Raw genomic sequence first — 18,469 nt, 5'->3', positions numbered from 1 at the left:
CCGGCCGCGTCGTACTTAGTGGTGCTTGTCCCCGCCCGGATCAAGCTCACTCTTGGCGCACCGTTCATCGCATTCGTGCTTGGTGACCAGGTCGAACTGGACGCCGCCGTGCTGTTCGACCCCACTGCGGATGGAGCGCTCGACGACGGAGGTCACCAGCCGCGCGCGCAGCGACAGCGGGTCCCGGCGCAGGTCCCTCGTTAGGGCAAAGCACATCAGGAACATCACTAGCACGAAGGGCAGGGCTGACACGATGGTGATCCGTTGCAGTCCGGCAAGCGCCTCGGCAGGCTTGTCGCCGCCGGCAAGGAGCATTACTGCGGCCACGGCACCTGTGAGGGCACCCCAGAAGATTACGACTCCGCGGCGTGGTTCTTCAGCACCGTCGGAGCTGAGCGATCCCATCACGATGGAGGCCGCATCGGCGCCGGTGACGAAGAAGATGGCCACCAGGACCATCGCCAGGACGGCGACCGCGCCGGCAATGGCGTTGGGCAGGGGCAGGTGGTGCAGCAGGTCGAACAGGGCGCCGTCGAAGGAAATCGTCGGAGTCCCGTCGACGATCTTGGCCAGGCCATCGCCGGTGTCCGGGGTGGCGTCTGCGGTGGCCTGGATGTTGATGGCGGCCCCGCCGAAGATGCCGAACCAGATTACGCTGACGATGCTGGGGACCAGCAGGACACCGGTGACGAACTGGCGGATGGTGCGGCCGCGGCTGATGCGGGCGATGAACAGGCCAACGAAGGGCGTCCAGGAGACCCACCAGGCCCAGTAGAAGATGGTCCAGCCGGACATCCACGTGCGCAGGGCGTCATCGCCGACGGCCTCAGTCCGGGAGGCCATCTCGGCCAGGTCCCGTGCATAGTCGCCGACGGCCGCCGGGATCAGGTTCAGGATGAAGAGCGTTGGCCCGGCCACGAACACGATGATGGCCAGGACTGCGGCCAGTACCATGTTGATGTTGGATAGCCACTGGATGCCGCGGCTGATGCCGGAGACCGCCGAGGCCACGAAGCAGGCTGTAAGCACGGCAACGATCACCACGAGTACGGGCGTGGCCAGCTGGCCGCTGATCCAGCCGTTGGACGCCATGCCGCTGCCGATCTGCAGAGCACCGAGTCCGAGCGATGCGGCGGTTCCGAAGAGTGTGGCGAAGATGGCCAGCATGTTGATGACCTTGCCGAGGGGGCCTTCCACCCTGCGGATGCCGAACAGCGACGTGAAGACCGTGGAAATGAGCTGCTTGCGGCCGAGGCGGTAGCTTCCGTAGGCCATGGCAACGCCTACCACCGCGTACATGGCCCACGGGTGCAGGGTCCAGTGGAAGATCGATGTTGCCATGGCCGTCTGGACGGCCGCGGGAGTCTGGCCGTCAACGGTGCCCGGCGGCGGGGAAATGTAGTGGTAGAGCGGCTCGGCCACGCCGTAGAACATAAGGCCGATGCCCATGCCTGCCGCGAACATCATCGAGACCCACGAGACCATGGAGTACTCGGGCTTTTCCGCGTCTTTCCCCAGCGGAATGTTGCCGAAGCGGCTGAGCGCCAGCCATAGCACATAGACGACGAACAGGGAGGAGAGGGCAACGAACAGCCAGCCCGTGTTCTTCATGACCCAGTCAAGGACCACTTGGGACGTGGAGGCCAGGTTGTCCTTGCCGGCAAAGCCCCAGATTACAAAGGCCACCGTGAGCAGTCCGGCGACGCCGAAAACTACCTTGTCGATGCCTCCCTTCCGGAACAGCTGGCTGCTGCGCCGCGCTTCTTTCGTGTTCTGATTCGGTTTCCCGCAGGGCCTGAAGGATTTGCAGGTCTTCCTGGGGAGTTTCAGGTTCTCGTTCCAACGCCGGTTCCACCCCCGAGGCCCGGTCGTCTTCACTGCTTTCATCGATAGTGACGTCACTATTGATTGTCATGAGGGGTTTCCTTAACTGAATATGTGGGACGGCTCAGCCGTGGCCGCAGGCGCTTACGCCCGGCGTCAGGTTCGGCTCGTCCTCGGAGTCGATGGTCATGACGGTCGCCGTCGACGATCCTGACCTCGTGAATGCGGATTGGCAGCTCGCCGGAGCGTCTGCCATCTGGTTCCGCACTAATCAACACACTTCGCCTTCAGCAACAGAGTGCGCCAGCTCACACGCGTTGTCAAGAACATTTCTCTGGCTGCCGCCCCCTCTTGACAGCGGGCCTATGATGCGGAGTCTGTTGCCTATGGTGAGTCCCGTTGCGCACAAAGCAGTTTCCAGATACCTCGACGCATCAGGGGCCGATGGGCAGTGCGACGCATAAAGCTTCATCGAAGGAGAAGGTCTGCGTGGCCCTCTGCGGCGCCAACACCGGCCCGAGTGACATGGTGCAGGAGCCAGACTAGCGCCGCGTGTAACCCATGTTGGCGCTGATCCGCAGGCCAGCCTGGCCCAGGCCCTCGATGAGGCCGGGTGTCTTCTCCGGGTCGAAGCGGAAAGCCGGGCCGGAGATGCTGACCGCGCCGATCACCGTTCCCAGGTGGTTGTAGACCGGCACCGCCATGGAGTTCAGCCCTATTTCGAACTCCTCGAGGACCACTGCATAGCCGTCGTGGGCGACGTCGATCAGCTGCTTTTCGAGTTTGTCGCGCCTGGTGATGGTCCGCGGTGTCCGGGCCGGCAGCCCTGTCTCTTTCAGGATGCGCTCCCGTTCATCTGCTGTCAGCGCTGCCAGCAGGACCTTCCCGCTCGACGTCGCGTGCAGGGGAGTCAGGCTTCCCACCCAGTCGTAGGTGGCCAGGGTTGATGGCCCCATGGCCTGGTCCACGTTGACGGCGTAATTGGAGCGGAGAACGGCGAGGTTGACGGTTTCTTTGAATTCCTCGGCCAGGTTTTCGAGTACCGGGCGCGCCTCGCGGACCAGGCTCAGCCGGCCGGGAATGGAACTGGCCAGGCGAAGGATGCCAAAGCCCAGCTGATACTTGCCCCGTTCGCTGTTCTGATGGACCATCTCCCTGACTACGAGCGAACCGAGCAGCCTGGAAACTGTGGACTTGTGGATGCCCATTTCCTCGGCGATTTCGCTCACGCCTGCATGGCCGTCGCGGGCGAGTATCTCCAGCACAGCGAGCGCCCTGTCGACGGACTGGACGCCGCCCTGCTGGCCGCCCTCGCCCTCGGCGTCGGATTCAAGGACATTGTTCGAAGCCATGTCCTGATCCTATGCCGGGAAGTGTGACGGGGCCGACATCGCGTTAAGCCCGGTCACGGCGTCGGGCGGCTCAATCAGCGCAGCTCAAGCCGCATGAGTATCCGCGGGAAGCCGTTGAGGACGGAGCCGGTGTCGGCGGCCTTGGCGAAACCGGCCTCCTCGAAGAGTTTGCGGGTGCCCACGTAGGCCATGGTGAGGTCCACCTTCTTGCCCTCGTTGTCCACCGGATAACCCTCGATGGCGGGCGCGCCGTAGGAGCGCGCATAGTCGACGGCGCCCTGCAGCAGCCGATGGGAGATTCCCCTTCCCCGGTACCCCGGCCGGACCCGGATGCACCACACCGACCACACGTCCAGATCGTCCACGTGGGGGATCCGGCGGTTGCGGGCGAAGCTGGTGTCGGCGCGCGGATGGACGCCCGCCCACCCAACTACCTCGCCGCCGTCGTACGCCAGCACCCCAGGTGGCGGATCCTGCGTGAGCAGTTCCTGAACCAGCTCCCCGCGGGCAGTGCCGTGCAGCTCAACGTTCTGCTTTGACGGGATGCGGTAGCTCAGGCACCAGCACACGGTCGCATCGGGCCGCTTGGGCCCCAACACCGCTTTCACGTCTTCAAACTGCGTTGCCGGACGAACTTCGATCGCCATGCCGCCAGTTTCCTTAGCGCAGGCCGTTGCTATGCGCCAAGGCGATCGCCTCGGTGCGCGACGTGGCGCCGAGCTTGCGGTAGATGTTGCGGAGGTGGAACTTCACGGTGTTCTCGCTGACGTGCAGCTTGGCCGCGATCGCCCGGTTCCGCTGCCCGGCCGCGAGCAGCTGCAGGACCTCGAGTTCGCGGTCGCCCAGGTTCCAGGCGGCGACGTCGGGCAGCTTGCGCCCGGGCGGGTCCAGCGGAAGGGTGACGGCGACGTCGGCACCCCACCCCTGCATCAGGTCAATCGTCATCCGGCCGTCCAGGACTTCCACCCGTTGCGCCAGGCGGGCGATGCTGGGGGCCTCGGCGGAAAGACTCCCCAGGCCGTCATCGCGGACGTTGATGAGGAGGTTCTCGCCGTCGCAATCCCACTGGGTGCGGATGCGCCGCACGTCCGGCTGTTCAACCATTGCGAGCACGAGGCCCCTGACGATGGCGCGGGCAGCATGCGCAACTTCCCCGGGAAGTGCCCTGCCATTGACCGGCGGCTCGATGAACTGGACGTCGATGCCGCTGAAGTGCATGAGCGGGCGAAGATCCTCACGGAGGCGCTGGAACGCCGTGGCAACAGGTTCTTCGACGAGTTCGGTGGTGCGGTCGTTTAGCGTCCGCAGTTCCACCAGGGCCTTGGCGGCGACGTCCGTGGCGGACTTCCGTGCCACCTCGTCAGCCAGGGAGGGGGAGCGCAGCGCGGCGAGCAGGGTCTCCAGCGTCGTCGAATGCCGGTCCACCAACTCCGCCGTCACCCTGACCCGTTCGGCGGACGCCGCCCGGGATTCGATGAGGTACGACGGCGGCGCATCCGCCACCTTTTCGCGGATACGCTCGGCCGCGAGGGTCCACAGGTAGCGGACCAGCCATGGCACCGGAACTTCCTGCCCGGAAAGTCCCGCACCGGCTTCGCCCGCCACCGGCTGGGGATCGACCAGAACCAGAAGCGCATTTGTGGGCGAGGGGAGGGCAAGGACAGGGCGCTCCCGCCCGCCGATCAGTGTCCCGCCATGCCACGTTTCGCTCCCTGAAAGTGTCGCCCGGATGGCGTCCAGTTCGGCGATGGACACCTGGCTGATGATGGCCTCGTCGCCGGACTTCTTCTGCGGCCGGCCCGTGCAGTCTTCGGTAAAGATCACCAGGGCGCTGCTCCGCAGGTAGGGGAGGGTGGCCTGGTGCAAGCGCTGGGCAATCTGGGACAGGGGAGCGGCGGACAGCCGGGCGATCGCCTCAAGCACGGGCAACAGATCTCCGGCGGTCTCGGGCGCGGGGAGAGGGGCGGGGGCTTCGGTGATAGCGGACACCCGTCCATTGTATTGGAATCCGTGGCGATGCCTATCCCTTTGGGTGGGTCGAACCGTCCGATCATGCCGTGGCGCCCACCCGTTTAGCGTCCGAAGATGGAAAGGCAACATCGTCCCGAAGGAGGTAACCCTTGAGTGTCATCACCGACACCGTTCCCGCCGCGCCGGCAGGAACGTCCACCGCAGTTCCGGCAGCATCGGTCACCAGGAACCAGCTCCTGGTCCTGGATGAGATCCAGCGGACCGCCGCCCGGGTGGATCCGGAGCAGGTTGCCGCCCTGGCGTCGGAAATCAAGGACGCAGAACGGATCTTCGTCACAGGCGCCGGCCGCAGCGGCCTCGTCCTGAAGATGGCTGCCATGAGGCTCATGCACCTGGGGCTGACAGTGCATGTGGTGGGCGAGACCACCGCACCCGCCATCCGCACAGGAGATGTGCTGCTCGCCGCCTCCGGCTCCGGCACGACGTCAAGCGTCGTGAAGGCAGCCCAGACCGCCGCCGGCCAGGGCGCGCGGGTGGCCGTCTACACCACGAACCCCGGTTCCCCGCTCGCGGAGTCGGCGTCCGCCGTCGTCGTAATTCCGGGAGTCCAGAAGACAGATCACGGGTCAGCCGTCTCGCGCCAGTACTCAGGGAGCCTGTTCGAGCAGGTGCTGTTCATCACCACCGAGGCAGTGTTCCAAAGCCTCTGGGATGAGGATGCCGCAGCTGCGGAAGACCTCTGGCTGCGCCACGCAAACCTCGAGTAGCCCGCGGCTCCGAACCCAGCTAGCCCCTAACGCCACCAATTCACCAAAAACCCTCTCAAATCAAGGAAAAAACACATGAAACTGCAAGTCGCAATCGACCTCCTCACCACCGAAGCCGCCCTCGAACTTGCCAGCAAGGTCGCCGAGCACGTGGACATCATCGAGCTCGGCACGCCCCTGGTGAAGAGCGAAGGGCTTTCCGCCATTACCGCCATCAAGAACGCCCACCCGGACAAGATCGTTTTCGCGGACCTCAAGACGATGGACGCCGGCGAACTCGAAGCCGACATCGCCTTCAAGGCCGGCGCCGACCTGATCACCGTGCTGGGCGCCGCCGACGACTCCACCATCGCCGGTGCCGTCAAGGCAGCCAAGGCCCACGGCAAGGGCGTCGTTGTGGACCTGATCGGCATCAAGGACAAGGTGACCCGCGCCAAGGAAGTCCGCGCCCTGGGCGCCAAGTTCGTCGAGATGCACGCCGGCCTGGACGAGCAGGCCCAGCCCGGCTACAACCTGAACGTGCTGCTGAGCGCCGGTGAGGAAGCCCGCGTCCCGTTCTCGGTCGCCGGTGGCGTGAACCTCTCCACGATCGAAGCCGTCCAGCGGGCGGGCGCCGATGTGGCCGTCGCCGGCGGTGCCATCTACAGCGCCGCTGACCCGGAGCTGGCCGCCAAGGAACTGCGCGCAGCGATCATCTAAGTCCGGCCCGGCTGCAGGGCGGGCGTGCCGAAACGAGCCGTATTTAGGTGAGTTTCGGTGCGCCCAACCAGCTGGCAGGAAAAGTGATGCCTTCCTCCGAACACCGGCCTGCTGCTGTGCCGGGGCTCGAAGATATCCTCGGCCCGGCCGCACTGTTTTATCCGCGGTCCTCCGCCGGATCCGCTTCGCCGGTCCACGCTGCCCAGTCCCGGGGATCCACCGAGGGCCTGCCGAGCAGGTAGCCCTGGCCTCTGGCGATTCCCAATTCCACAACGGCGGCGAGTTCCTCCGGGCTCTCGATTCCTTCCGCGGACAGCGTGGCGCCGGTCTGCTCGGCCAGTGCGAAAACGAAGGGGAATGGGGCTGGCTGGCGTCCTGAAGCGACGGCACCGGCGAGGAAGTCGCGGTCGACTTTGATGATGTCGGGGAGCAGATGGAGGATCTGCTTCGCCGAGGTGGCCGCCGGTCCGGAGCCGTCCACGGCCAGACGCACACCGCGTTGGCGCAGCGGGCTCAGGACCGCGGTGAGGGCAGTCAGGTCCCGATCCGTTATGTCACCCATGATTTCGATGACCATCCTGTCCGGGTTGACGGTCCCTCCCAGCATCAGTGCCTGAACGCGGGGATCGGCGCAGGCGGTCGGGCTGAGGTTGACGGACACAAAAAGGTGTGGCGAAATTTCTCCTGCCGCGGAAAGAGCGAGGTGCAGGGCTGCGATTTCCAGGTCCGGCCCCAGTCCCATGGCCGCAGCTCCCCGGAACCAGACGTCTGCGCTGGTCCCTTCGTGGCTGACGAACCGTGCCAGTGCCTCAACCCCGATCACTTCACCGCCCGGCAGTTGCCTTATGGGCTGGAAGGCCGTCAGCAGCATCCTCTTTCCCGGTGCGGCCGGGGTGTCCCCGGAAGAATCCTCCGATGCATCCTCATGTGAGGAATCGGGGACGTTCCTGGTGCTGATCAGGTGGTGCAGCAGCGCCTGTTCGGGGTCGTCCATGTGGGCCGCCAGCAGGTGGAGCAGTTGCTCCCTGGCCCAGGCCTTCTGTGGATCTGAGTCTGCCAGGACATCGCTGATGATCTCCAGCACCTGGCGCCGGAGTGTTTCTCCGTCCACGTTGCGGAACAGTTCCGGTGTATGTTCACCGTCCTGAGGCGACTCGTCCATGGCCTTCACATTACTCCTCGGTAGTTGATGCCGCGATCGAGGGGATGCCGGAGCTGTGGCCGTCTTTTATGTTGAAGCAGTTCGGGCCGTTACTCCAAAGCGGTGCGGACGAGATGAAAAACAGGCCCGCTCGGTTCTGGTAAAGGGGACGACGGCGAACCATGCCTCTGAGGGCCCGCAACCCTATGCGCTGGTTGAAAATTCCGTCAGTCGTACCAAGAGTCGGTTTCGCAGATTTCAGGGTTCACAGCCTCCTGACAGTTTCCGAACAGCGGCGCCCTAAGCTGCTGCCGGATCTTTGAGTGAGGGGCTAGGACAGATGCCCTTCCGTTCAAAGCCGTATCGCACGGCCGATCAAGGAGACACCATGTCACGAACCAAGAGAATCACCCTCGGCATCACCGCCGGTGCGCTGGCACTGGGCGCCGGTCTGGGGGTTACGGGAATGGCCTCAGCGGCCACCATTCCGAGCCCCAGCGCAACGTCGAGCACCTCTACGGACAGCAGCGCATCGACTGACGGCTTCCGGGGCCACAAGGGTGGTGACCGCGGCCAGATCGCGGCGGACCTTGCCACCAAGCTGGGTCTTGACGAAGCGAAGGTAACCGCGGCGGTCCGGGCGTTCCGCGAGGCCAACAAGCCGACGACGGCGCCGACCGAGGGCACCAAGCCTGACCGCACCGCCCAGGACGCCGCAATGGCCAAGTCCCTGGCGACGGCCCTCGGCGTCGACGAATCCAAGGTCACCGCGGCACTGACGGAAATCCGCGCCGCAGGCCAGGCGGAGCGCGCGGCAGCCTTGAAGACCAAGCTGGACGCGGCCGTCAAGGACGGCACCCTGACCCAGACCGAAGCCGACGCGGTGACGAAGGCCGTCGAAAAGGGCGTGATCGGAGGCGGCGGCCACTAGAAACCGGTCCACGAGACAGCGAAGCTGTCATCGATGAACCAAGGAATCCCCCGGGAAAGCCCCGGGGGATTCCTCGTTCCCCAAACGCTCCCGCATGTCCTGCTGCCTACAGCACCTTGCGGATGGTCTCCTCGAAGCTCGTGACGTGGTGCAGTGCGAGCTCGCCTGCCTTGTCCGCGTCCCCCTCGGCCACGGCCTTGAGCAGGTCTACGTGCTCGCTGATGTGGCCGCTCACCGAGGGGACCTTGTCCAGGACCAGGCACCAGATGCGCGTGGCCAGGTTGTCATAACGGATCAGGGTGTCCTCGAGGTGCGGGTTGGCCGCCGCGCGGTAGATCAGGCGGTGCACCGTCAGGTCGTAGCGCATGAGCTCGCGCGACTGGGCGGGGGTGGGCGCCAGCTCCGAGATGGCCTTCGCGACGTCCAAAAGTTCCTCGCGCATGGCGGTGTTCGCCCGCTTGGCAGCCCGGCGCGCTGCGAGCGGTTCAAGCAGCTCCCGGATCTCCGAGACGTCGGCCAGCTCTGTGAAGTCCACGCTGGTGGCGAATGTTCCCCGGCGGGGGTAGGAGACCACCAGGTGGTCCACCTCCAGCCGCTTGATGGCCTCACGCACGGGTGTACGCCCAAAGCCGAGTTCTGCCGCCAGCTGGCCGTCATTGATGGGCTCGCCCGGCCGGATGTCCAGCATGATCAGCTTGTCGCGCAGCTGCCGGTACGCAGACTCGGCTTGGGACAGCGCCTCGTCCTCGGCGGGTGGCATGGCGGGAAGAGCATTCACAGCGGGACTCCGTTCATGGGCTCCAAGCGGAAGCGAACTGTCATTTTGCTTCCTGCTATTGACTCTGTTGTGAGCCCAATCATACCATTGACCTCACACTGATATATCAGTCATAAGCAAAGTGGTATTTCATAAGGAGCATTCGTGGTTGAGCAGTTGAACGACCGACTTTCCGTAGTCGATCCCGAGATCCAGCAAGCCGTCGCCCGCGAGCTGGACCGCCAGCAGTCCACGCTGGAAATGATCGCCTCGGAGAACTTCGCTCCTTCGGCCGTCATGGAGGCGCAGGGTTCGGTCCTCACCAACAAGTACGCCGAGGGCTACCCGGGCAAGCGCTACTACGGCGGCTGCGAGCACGTCGACGTCGTCGAGCAGCTGGCCATTGACCGCGTGAAGGCACTGTTCGGCGCCGAGTTCGCCAACGTCCAGCCGCACTCCGGCGCGCAGGCCAACGCCGCCGCCATGTTCGCGCTACTGAACCCTGGGGACACCATCCTCGGTCTTTCCCTGGCCCATGGCGGCCACCTCACCCACGGCATGAAGCTCAACTTCTCGGGCAAGCTCTACAACGTGGTTCCGTACCACGTGCGCGAATCCGACCTCCGGGTGGACATGGCCGAGGTCGAGGCCCTGGCCCTGGAGCACAAGCCCAAGCTCATCGTGGCCGGCTGGTCCGCTTACTCCCGCCAGCTCGACTTCGCCGAGTTCCGCCGGATCGCCGACCTCGTGGGTGCCTACCTGATGGTGGACATGGCCCACTTCGCCGGCCTCGTCGCCGCCGGCCTCCACCCCAACCCGGTGCCGTACGCCGACGTCGTCACCACTACCACGCACAAGACCCTGGGCGGACCCCGCGGCGGCGTTATCCTCGCCAAGGAGCAGTACGCCAAGAAGATCAACAGCGCAGTCTTCCCGGGCCAGCAGGGCGGCCCGCTGGAGCACGTCATCGCCGCAAAGGCCGTGGCCTTCAAGTTGGCAGCAACGCCCGGATTCAAGGAGCGCCAGGAGCGCGTCCTGGAGGGCGCCAAGCTGCTGGCCGAACGCTTCCTGCAGCCTGATCTCGAAGCCGCCGGCATTACGGTGGTCAATGGCGGCACCGATGTGCACCTGGTCCTCGTTGACCTGCGGAACTCCGAACTGGACGGCCAGCAGGCAGAGGACGCGCTGCACAAGATCGGCATCACGGTTAACCGCAACGCCGTTCCGTTCGACCCCCGCCCGCCGATGGTTTCCTCCGGCCTGCGGATCGGCACCCCCGCCCTGGCCACCCGAGGCTTCGGTGCCACGGCATTCACAGAAGTAGCGGACATCATCGCGACGGCGCTCATCGCAGCGGCCGGCAGCGGCACGCTCGACGACGGCACCGCCGTCGAACTCCGCGCACGCGTCACCGCGCTCGCCGGGCAGTTCCCCCTCTACCCCCACCTCAGCGACGGCACCCAGATTGCCGCGTTCGAAGCAGACATGATTGGAGCAGCCCAGTGAGCACCCAACAGCTCCCCGAGCACCCGGATTTTCTGTGGCACAACCCGGAGCCCAAGTCCTCGTATGACGCCGTGATCGTCGGCGGCGGCGGGCACGGCCTGGCAACCGCGTACTTCCTGGCCAAGAACCACGGCATGACCAACATCGCCGTTCTGGAGAAGGGCTGGCTGGCCGGCGGCAACATGGCCCGCAACACCACCATCATCCGTTCCAACTACCTCTGGGACGAGAGCGCCGCCATCTACGAGCACGCCCTCAAGCTCTGGGAAATCCTGCCCGAAGAGCTGGAGTACGACTTCCTCTTCAGCCAGCGCGGCGTGATGAACCTGGCCCACACCCTGGGGGACGTGCGCGAAAGCATGCGACGCGTGGGCGCCAACAAGCTCAACGGCGTGGACGCTGAATGGCTGGACCCGCAGCAGGTCAAGGAACTCTGCCCCATCCTGAACATCAATGACAACATCCGCTACCCGGTCATGGGCGCCACCTACCAGCCCCGTGCCGGCATTGCCAAGCACGACCACGTCGCCTGGGCCTTCGCCCGCAAGTGCGACGAACTGGGTGTGGACATCATCCAGAACTGCGAAGTCACCGGCTTCGTCAAAGATGGCAACCGCGTAGTGGGCGTCAAGACCAACCGCGGCACGATAAACACCGAGAAGGTGGGCCTCTGCGCCGCCGGGCACAGCTCGGTCCTGGCGGAAATGGCCGGCTTCCGGCTCCCCATCCAGTCCCACCCGCTGCAGGCACTGGTGTCCGAACTCCACGAACCAGTCCACCCCACGGTCGTCATGTCCAACCACGTCCACGTGTACGTCTCCCAGGCACACAAGGGCGAACTGGTCATGGGCGCCGGCGTCGACTCCTACAACGGCTACGGCCAGCGCGGCTCCTTCCACGTGATCGAGCACCAGATGGCGGCCGCCGTCGAGCTGTTCCCGATCTTTGCCCGGGCACACGTGCTCCGGACCTGGGGCGGCATCGTGGACACCACGCTGGATGCCTCGCCGATCGTGGGCACCACCCCGGTGGACAACATGTTCGTCAACTGCGGCTGGGGAACCGGCGGCTTCAAGGGCACGCCGGCTGCCGGCCTGACCTTCGCGCACACCATCGCCACCGGCGCACCGCACAAGCTCAACAAGCCCTTTGCCTTGGAGCGCTTCGAAACCGGTGCCCTGATCGACGAACACGGCGCTGCCGCCGTCGCCCACTAGCCGCCGTCCACAAGAAAGAAGACGCACATGCTGCTCATCTCCTGCCCCAATTGCGGCTCGCGCGACGAGACCGAGTTCCACTACGGCGGCCAGGCCCACGTGCCGTACCCCGAGAACCCCAACGACCTCACCGATCGCGAATGGGCCGAGTACCTGTTCTACCGCGACAACACCAAGGGCACCTTTGCCGAGCGCTGGCTGCACAGCACCGGCTGCCGGCAGTGGTTCAACATGCTCCGCGACACGGTCACGTACGACATCCAGGCCGTCTACCCGATGGGGGTGCCGCGGCCCGCCGCGCCCTTCCCCCCGGCAGCTGACACCGGCACCGCAAGCACCGGCGCCGCCAGCACCACCCCCCTCAGCCCCAGCACCGCCCCGGAAGGAGCGACCAAGTGACCTCCCAGAACGCGCGCCTCAGCACCGGCGGCCGCATCGACCGCAGCATCTCCTGGCGCTTCACCGTGGACGGCGAGGAATTCACCGGACACCCGGGCGACACCCTGGCCTCCGCGCTGCTGGCCAACGGCCGCGTCGCCGCCGGCAACTCCCTCTACGAGGACCGCGCCCGCGGCATCCTGGCAGCCGGCGTGGAAGAGCCCAACGCCCTGGTCCGGATCGAGGCCCGCTTCCCCGGCGACGTTGCCGAGTCCATGCTCCCCGCCACCACCGTTTCCCTGGTGGACGGCCTGAAGGCCGGCTTCCTGAACGGCCTGGGCAAGCTGGACCCGGCCGATGACCGCGCCGAGTACGACAAGAAGTACGTCCACGCCGACGTCCTGGTCATCGGCGGCGGCCCCGCCGGCCTGGCCGCTGCCCGCGAAGCCGTCCGCAGCGGCGCCCGCGTCATCCTCATGGACGACCAGCCCGAACTCGGCGGGTCGCTGCTGTCCGGGTCCACCGCCCCCGAACTGGCGGAAACCATCGAGGGCAAGCCCGCCCTGGAATGGGTTGCCGACGTCGAAGCTGAGCTGGTTTCCGGCGCCGAAAGCACCGTGCTGAACCGCACCACCGCATTCGGCGCCTACGACGCCAACTACGTCATCGCGGTCCAGAACCGCACCGACCACCTCTCCAGCCCGGCCGCCGCCGGTGTCTCCCGCCAGCGTATTTGGCACATCCGTGCCAGCCAGGTTGTCCTGGCCCCCGGCGCCCACGAGCGTCCGCTGGTGTTCGAAAACAACGACCGCCCGGGCATCATGCTCGCCTCGGCGGTCCGCAGCTACCTGAACCGCTACGCCGTGGCCGCAGGGCAGCGCGTGGTCATCAGCACCACCAACGACAGCGCCTACGCCCTGGCTTCGGACCTGCGTGCCGCCGGCGTCAAGGTCGCGGCCGTCGTCGACGCCCGTTCCAGCCTCACTCCGGTGGCTTCCGCCGCCGTCGAAGCCGGCACCCGGGTGCTGATCGGCAGCGCGGTCGCCAACACCGCTGCTGATGCAGACGGCCGGCTGAACAGCGTCACCGTCCGCAGCATTAACGACGACGGCGAACTCACCTCGGGCATCGAAGAAATCGCCGCCGACCTGCTGGCAGTGTCCGGCGGCTGGAGCCCGCTGGTGCACCTCCACTCCCAGCGCCAGGGCAAGCTGCGCTGGGACGAGGAGCTCGCGGCCTTCGTGCCGGCCACCGTGGTTCCGAACCAGCAGACCATCGGCTCCGGCCGCGGCAGCTTCGAACTCGCTGACTGCCTGGCCGAGGGCATCTCGGCCGGCGTTTCGGCAGCCATCGCTGCAGGCTTCGAGCCTGAAAATTCTGACGCAGGCGTGGAACCTCTGGTCTTTTCGGAGCCGAAGGCATCCGCCCCGACCCGCCAGCTGTGGCTGGTCCCCGGCCAGACCGGAACCCCCGATGACTGGCACCACCACTTCGTCGACTTCCAGCGTGACCAGTCCGTGGCCGACGTCCTGCGCTCCACCGGCGCCGGCATGCGGTCCGTCGAGCACATCAAGCGCTACACCTCCATCAGCACCGCCAACGACCAGGGCAAGACGTCCGGCGTGAACGCCATCGGCGTCATCGCCGCGGCACTCCGCCAGGCCGGCGAGGCCTCCCGTGGCATCGGCGACATCGGCACCACCACCTACCGTGCACCGTTCACGCCGGTGGCCTTCGCAGCACTGGCCGGACGCCAGCGCGGCGAGCTGTTCGACCCCGCCCGCGTCACCTCGATCCACCCGTGGCACGTCGCCCAGGGCGCACTGTTCGAGGACGTCGGGCAGTGGAAGCGGCCCTGGTACTACCCGCAGAACGGCGAGGACATGGACGAAGCGGTGCTCCGCGAGTGCGCAGCCGTCCGCGACTCCGTGGGCTTCATGGACGCCACCACCCTCGGCAAGATCGAGATCCGTGGCAAGGACGCCGGCGAGTTCCTGAACCGGATCTACACCAACGCGTTCAAGAAGCTGGCCCCGGGTTCCGCCCGCTACGGCGTCATGTGCCTCTCGGACGGCATGATCTTCGACGACGGCGTGACCCTGCGCCTGGACGAGGAAACTTACTTCATGACCACCACCACCGGCGGCGCCGCCAAGGTGCTGGACTGGCTGGAGGAATGGCTGCAGACCGAATGGCCGGAACTCGACGTGCACTGCACCTCGGTGACCGAACAGTGGAGCACGATCGCCGTCGTCGGGCCCAAGTCCCGCGACGTCATCGCCAAGGTTGCCCCGGAACTGGCCGCCAACGGCGGCCTGGACGCCGAGGCGTTCCCGTTCATGACCTTCCGCGAAACCACCCTCGCGTCCGGCGTGAAGGCCCGCATCTGCCGGATCTCGTTCTCCGGTGAACTGGCCTACGAAATCAACGTGCCGTCCTGGTACGGGCTGAACACCTGGGAATCCGTGGCAGCGGCCGGCGCCGAATTCAACATCACCCCCTACGGCACCGAGACCATGCACGTGCTGCGCGCCGAGAAGGGCTACCCGATCGTCGGGCAGGACACCGACGGCACCGTCACCCCGCAGGATGCCGGCATGGAATGGATCGTCTCCAAGGCCAAGGACTTCATCGGCAAGCGTTCCTACTCCCGCATCGACCAGCACCGCGATGACCGCAAGCACCTGGTCAGCGTCCTGCCGGTGGACGGCTCGCTGCGGTTGCCGGAAGGAACCCAGCTCGTGGAAAAGGGCCGCTCCACCAACCCCGCCTACGGCCCGGTTCCCATGGAAGGCTTCGTAACCTCCAGCTACCACAGCGCAGCACTGGGCAGGTCGTTCGGCCTGGCCCTGATCAAGAACGGCCGCAACCGGATCGGCGAAACCCTCGTGGCTGCTGCAGGCGACCAGCTCGTGGACGTTGTTGTCGCAGAAACCGTACTGTTTGACCCCGAAGGGACCCGCAAAGATGGCTAACACCGCAGCTTTCACAGGCATCAATGGACTCCGGGAAATCCGCCGCAGCCCAGCTTCACACCTGGCCGAAGCATTCGACACCGGGTCCGTGCAGGGAACAGTCACCCTCAAAGAGGGCCCGTTCCAGACCATGGCCGGCGTCCGGGTTGACCTCGGCTCCGAGGCCGGCACCAGGATCGGTTCCGTCACCGGCGGCCTGCCGACGCGGTGCGGCGAAGTCCGCGGCACGGACCGGGTAAGCGCCCTGTGGCTCGGCCCGCAGGAGTTCCTGGTCGTGGCGCCGGAAGACGCCCACGACTCACTGGGCGGGGACCTGATCGGTTCCCTGAAGTCGGCCCTGGGCGACGCCGCCGGGCAGGTGGTGGACCTGTCCGCCAACCGCACCACTTTTGAGCTGTCCGGCCCGCGGGCCCGTGCAGTGCTGGAGAAGGGCTGCGCCCTGGACCTGCACCCGCGCACCCTCAAGCCCGGCACCGCCCTGAACACCGAGGTCGGCAACATCCCGGTGGTCCTGTTCAAGACCGGGGAGGAGAGCTTCCGGCTGTTCCCCCGCGCCTCGTTCGCGGACTACCTGGGCCGCTGGCTCCTGGATTCCATGAGGGAGTTCGCTTCCCCCGAGGTGCCCTAATGGCGCTCAGCGCGCTGGACCTGTTTTCTGTTGGCATCGGGCCGTCGTCGTCACACACGGTCGGCCCGATGCGGGCGGCGAAGCAGTTCGCCGACGGGCTCAAGGGTGGCGGGCTGCTAAGCTCCACCACCCGGGTCCAGGCGGAGCTCTTCGGGTCCCTCGGTGCCACGGGCCGGGGCCACGGCTCCGACAAGGCCGTGGTGCTGGGCCTGCAGGGCCTTGACCCGGAAACCGTGGACACCTCCACCGCCGATGACCAGGTGGCAGCCGCCGCCCTGGACGCCGAACTGCGGATCGGCGGGGACCACCGGGTGGACTTCAACTGGGACGAGGACGTGGTGCTGCACCGGCGCAAGTCGCTGCCGGCCCACCCCAACGGCATGACCTTCCGCGCCCTGGACCACGCGGGCACGGTGCTGAGCGAACGGAGCTTCTACTCCATCGGCGGCGGCTTCGTCGTTGACGGCGACGCCGACGCCAACGCCAAGGTGGTGGCGGACGAAACCCCGCTGCCGTACCCCTTCACCACGGCCAACGAGCTCCTGGAGATCTGCAGCCGCGAAAACATGTCGATCTCGGACGTGATGCTCGCCAATGAACTGGTGTGGCGCAGCGAGGCGGAGCTCCGCGAGGAGCTGCTGAAGCTGTGGGCCGTCATGCGCGAATGCGTGGACAACGGCTGCGCCGCGGAAGGCATCCTTCCCGGCGGGCTCAACGTTCCGCGGCGGGCGCCGTCGTTGTTCCAGACCCTGACGGCGGACACCGGCGTCACCGATCCGCTCCGCGCCATGGAGTGGGTGAACCTCTACGCGCTGGCCGTCAACGAGGAGAATGCGGCCGGCGGCCGCATCGTCACCGCCCCCACCAACGGGGCGGCCGGAATCGTGCCGGCAGTCCTGCACTACTACATGAAGTTTGTTCCCGGAGCGGACGACGACGGTGTGGTCCGCTTCCTGCTGGCGGCGGCCGCCGTCGGGATTCTGTTCAAGATCAACGCCTCCATCTCCGGTGCTGAGGTGGGCTGCCAGGGCGAAGTGGGCTCCGCCTGCTCCATGGCGGCCGCCGGGCTCTGCGAGGTGCTGGGCGGCACGCCCGAACAGGTGGAAAACGCCGCCGAGGTGGGGATCGAACACAACCTCGGGCTGACCTGCGACCCCGTGGGCGGGCTGGTGCAGATCCCCTGCATCGAGCGCAACGCCATCGCCAGCGTCAAGGCCATCAACGCCGCCCGCCTTGCCCTGCACGGGGACGGCAGCCACAAGGTGTCGTTGGACAAGGCCATCAAGACCATGCGCGAAACCGGCGCCGACATGAAAACCAAGTACAAGGAAACCTCTCGAGGAGGCCTCGCCGTGAATGTAATTGAGTGCTGAAACCATGACTGCTATTCAGACTGAGAACCGCACCTCCGGGCAGGCGAACAGCGCCGTCGAGCACGTGCTGACCCTGGACTGCCCCGAAGGCCCGGGCATCGTGCACGCCGTCTCCGGCTTCCTGCTGGAACACGAGTGCGACATCATCGACAACAAGCAGTTCGGCGACCGGGCCGAAGGCCACTTCTTCATGCGTGTGCACTTCGCCTCGGACGGCAACGAAGCTACGCTGGAGCAGCTCCGCGCCGGATTCACCCCGGTGGCCGAGAAGTACGACATGAAGTGGCGGCTGGAACGGAACGGGTCCCGCCGCAAGGTCCTGATCATGGTCTCGAAGTTCGGCCACTGCCTCAACGACCTGCTTTTCCGGGCCCGGGTGGGGGAGCTTCCCATCGACGTTGTGGGCGTGGTTTCCAACCATACGGACCATCAGACACTCGTGGAGTGGCACGGCATCCCGTTCTTCCACGTCCCCGTCACGGCGGCCACCAAGCCGCAGGCGGAGGCACGGCTGCTGGACATCGTGGACGAGCTCGATGTTGAGCTGGTGGTGCTGGCCCGGTACATGCAGGTCCTCAGCGACGACCTGGCACGGAAGCTGGATGGCAGGGCGATCAACATCCACCACTCGTTCCTGCCGTCGTTCAAGGGGGCCAAGCCGTACCACCAGGCCTACGCCCGCGGCGTGAAAACCGTGGGCGCCACCGCGCACTACGTGAACGCCGAGCTCGATGAGGGCCCGATCATCGCGCAGCAGGTGGTGGAGGTGGACCACACCTTCGGCCCCGAGGATCTGGTCGCCGCCGGCCGGGACACCGAGTGCAAGGCGCTCAGCAACGCCGTCCGCTGGCACTGCGAAGGCCGCATCATCCTGAACGGCAATCGGACCGTCGTCCTGAAGTAGGAAACGCTTCCTCAGGTCCTGCCGCTTGAAACGAAACGCTCCTGCA

General features: G+C 66.2%; 16 protein-coding genes and 1 pseudogene. 10 read left to right on the top strand and 7 right to left on the bottom strand.

The annotated features are described in order from the left end of the window. Positions 1 to 15: 15 nt before the first annotated feature. The 5 genes and pseudogenes from QFZ33_RS22810 to QFZ33_RS22790 form a co-directional block, all read right to left on the bottom strand. Positions 16 to 1,915, bottom strand: a pseudogene (locus QFZ33_RS22810) (BCCT family transporter). Between the two features lie 33 nt (positions 1,916 to 1,948). After that, positions 1,949 to 2,080, bottom strand: a complete 132-nt coding sequence (locus QFZ33_RS22805; RefSeq protein WP_307031249.1) for a hypothetical protein — start codon at positions 2,078 to 2,080, stop codon at positions 1,949 to 1,951. 286 nt (positions 2,081 to 2,366) lie between these two features. Further along, complete coding sequence (locus QFZ33_RS22800; protein WP_214858219.1) at positions 2,367 to 3,176, bottom strand: IclR family transcriptional regulator; 810 nt, start codon at positions 3,174 to 3,176, stop codon at positions 2,367 to 2,369. A gap of 74 nt (positions 3,177 to 3,250) precedes the next feature. Beyond that, positions 3,251 to 3,823, bottom strand: coding sequence for a GNAT family N-acetyltransferase (locus QFZ33_RS22795; protein WP_307031246.1), 573 nt, complete (start codon positions 3,821 to 3,823; stop codon positions 3,251 to 3,253). 13 nt (positions 3,824 to 3,836) lie between these two features. Next, positions 3,837 to 5,156: a helix-turn-helix transcriptional regulator gene (locus tag QFZ33_RS22790; RefSeq protein WP_307031970.1), complete on the bottom strand. Its 1,320-nt coding sequence runs from the start codon at positions 5,154 to 5,156 to the stop codon at positions 3,837 to 3,839. 140 nt (positions 5,157 to 5,296) lie between these two features. Here QFZ33_RS22790 and hxlB point away from each other — a divergent pair, with 140 nt between their 5' ends. Both hxlB and hxlA read left to right on the top strand, forming a co-directional pair. Beyond that, a complete protein-coding gene (gene hxlB, locus QFZ33_RS22785) occupies positions 5,297 to 5,914 on the top strand; it encodes a 6-phospho-3-hexuloisomerase (protein ID WP_307031244.1) in 618 nt (205 codons plus the stop codon). A gap of 75 nt (positions 5,915 to 5,989) precedes the next feature. After that, complete coding sequence (gene hxlA, locus QFZ33_RS22780) at positions 5,990 to 6,613, top strand: 3-hexulose-6-phosphate synthase (protein ID WP_307031242.1); 624 nt, start codon at positions 5,990 to 5,992, stop codon at positions 6,611 to 6,613. Positions 6,614 to 6,770: 157 nt separating this feature from the next. Here hxlA and QFZ33_RS22775 read toward each other — a convergent pair whose 3' ends face one another. Beyond that, positions 6,771 to 7,775, bottom strand: coding sequence for an EAL domain-containing protein (locus QFZ33_RS22775; RefSeq protein ID WP_307031240.1), 1,005 nt, complete (start codon positions 7,773 to 7,775; stop codon positions 6,771 to 6,773). Positions 7,776 to 8,142: 367 nt separating this feature from the next. Between QFZ33_RS22775 and QFZ33_RS22770 the strand changes: the two genes are divergently transcribed. Beyond that, positions 8,143 to 8,685 (top strand): hypothetical protein, encoded by a 543-nt coding sequence (locus QFZ33_RS22770; protein WP_307031238.1) that lies wholly within the window; start codon positions 8,143 to 8,145, stop codon positions 8,683 to 8,685. Positions 8,686 to 8,791: 106 nt separating this feature from the next. Here QFZ33_RS22770 and QFZ33_RS22765 read toward each other — a convergent pair whose 3' ends face one another. Beyond that, positions 8,792 to 9,463, bottom strand: coding sequence for a GntR family transcriptional regulator (locus QFZ33_RS22765; protein WP_307031236.1), 672 nt, complete (start codon positions 9,461 to 9,463; stop codon positions 8,792 to 8,794). A 144-nt stretch (positions 9,464 to 9,607) separates the two neighbouring features. On the opposite strand from QFZ33_RS22765, the gene glyA reads away from it, so the two are divergent. Genes glyA through purU form a run of 7 tightly spaced genes read left to right on the top strand, consistent with a single transcriptional unit; the run spans position 9,608 to position 18,423 of the window. Next, entirely contained in the window at positions 9,608 to 10,948 is a 1,341-nt protein-coding gene (gene glyA, locus QFZ33_RS22760; RefSeq protein WP_307031234.1) for a serine hydroxymethyltransferase, read from the top strand. After that, entirely contained in the window at positions 10,945 to 12,165 is a 1,221-nt protein-coding gene (locus tag QFZ33_RS22755; RefSeq protein ID WP_307031232.1) for a sarcosine oxidase subunit beta family protein, read from the top strand. Before glyA ends, QFZ33_RS22755 begins: the two co-directional genes overlap by 4 nt. Positions 12,166 to 12,192: 27 nt before the next feature. After that, positions 12,193 to 12,564, top strand: a complete 372-nt coding sequence (locus tag QFZ33_RS22750) for a sarcosine oxidase subunit delta (RefSeq protein ID WP_307031230.1) — start codon at positions 12,193 to 12,195, stop codon at positions 12,562 to 12,564. Then, positions 12,561 to 15,518: a sarcosine oxidase subunit alpha family protein gene (locus QFZ33_RS22745; RefSeq protein ID WP_307031229.1), complete on the top strand. Its 2,958-nt coding sequence runs from the start codon at positions 12,561 to 12,563 to the stop codon at positions 15,516 to 15,518. The genes QFZ33_RS22750 and QFZ33_RS22745 overlap by 4 nt, the downstream gene beginning before the upstream one ends. Next, complete coding sequence (locus QFZ33_RS22740) at positions 15,511 to 16,146, top strand: sarcosine oxidase subunit gamma (RefSeq protein ID WP_307031227.1); 636 nt, start codon at positions 15,511 to 15,513, stop codon at positions 16,144 to 16,146. The genes QFZ33_RS22745 and QFZ33_RS22740 overlap by 8 nt, the downstream gene beginning before the upstream one ends. Then, entirely contained in the window at positions 16,146 to 17,519 is a 1,374-nt protein-coding gene (locus QFZ33_RS22735) for an L-serine ammonia-lyase (protein WP_307031225.1), read from the top strand. Before QFZ33_RS22740 ends, QFZ33_RS22735 begins: the two co-directional genes overlap by 1 nt. Positions 17,520 to 17,523: 4 nt before the next feature. Next, a complete protein-coding gene (gene purU, locus QFZ33_RS22730; RefSeq protein ID WP_307031223.1) occupies positions 17,524 to 18,423 on the top strand; it encodes a formyltetrahydrofolate deformylase in 900 nt (299 codons plus the stop codon). Positions 18,424 to 18,469 lie beyond the last annotated feature (46 nt).

The organism is Arthrobacter globiformis, from assembly GCF_030815865.1.
GTDB lineage: Bacteria > Actinomycetota > Actinomycetes > Actinomycetales > Micrococcaceae > Arthrobacter > Arthrobacter globiformis_B.
Note: the sequence above shows the minus strand (reverse complement) of the source record. Positions and strands in the feature narration are given on the sequence as shown.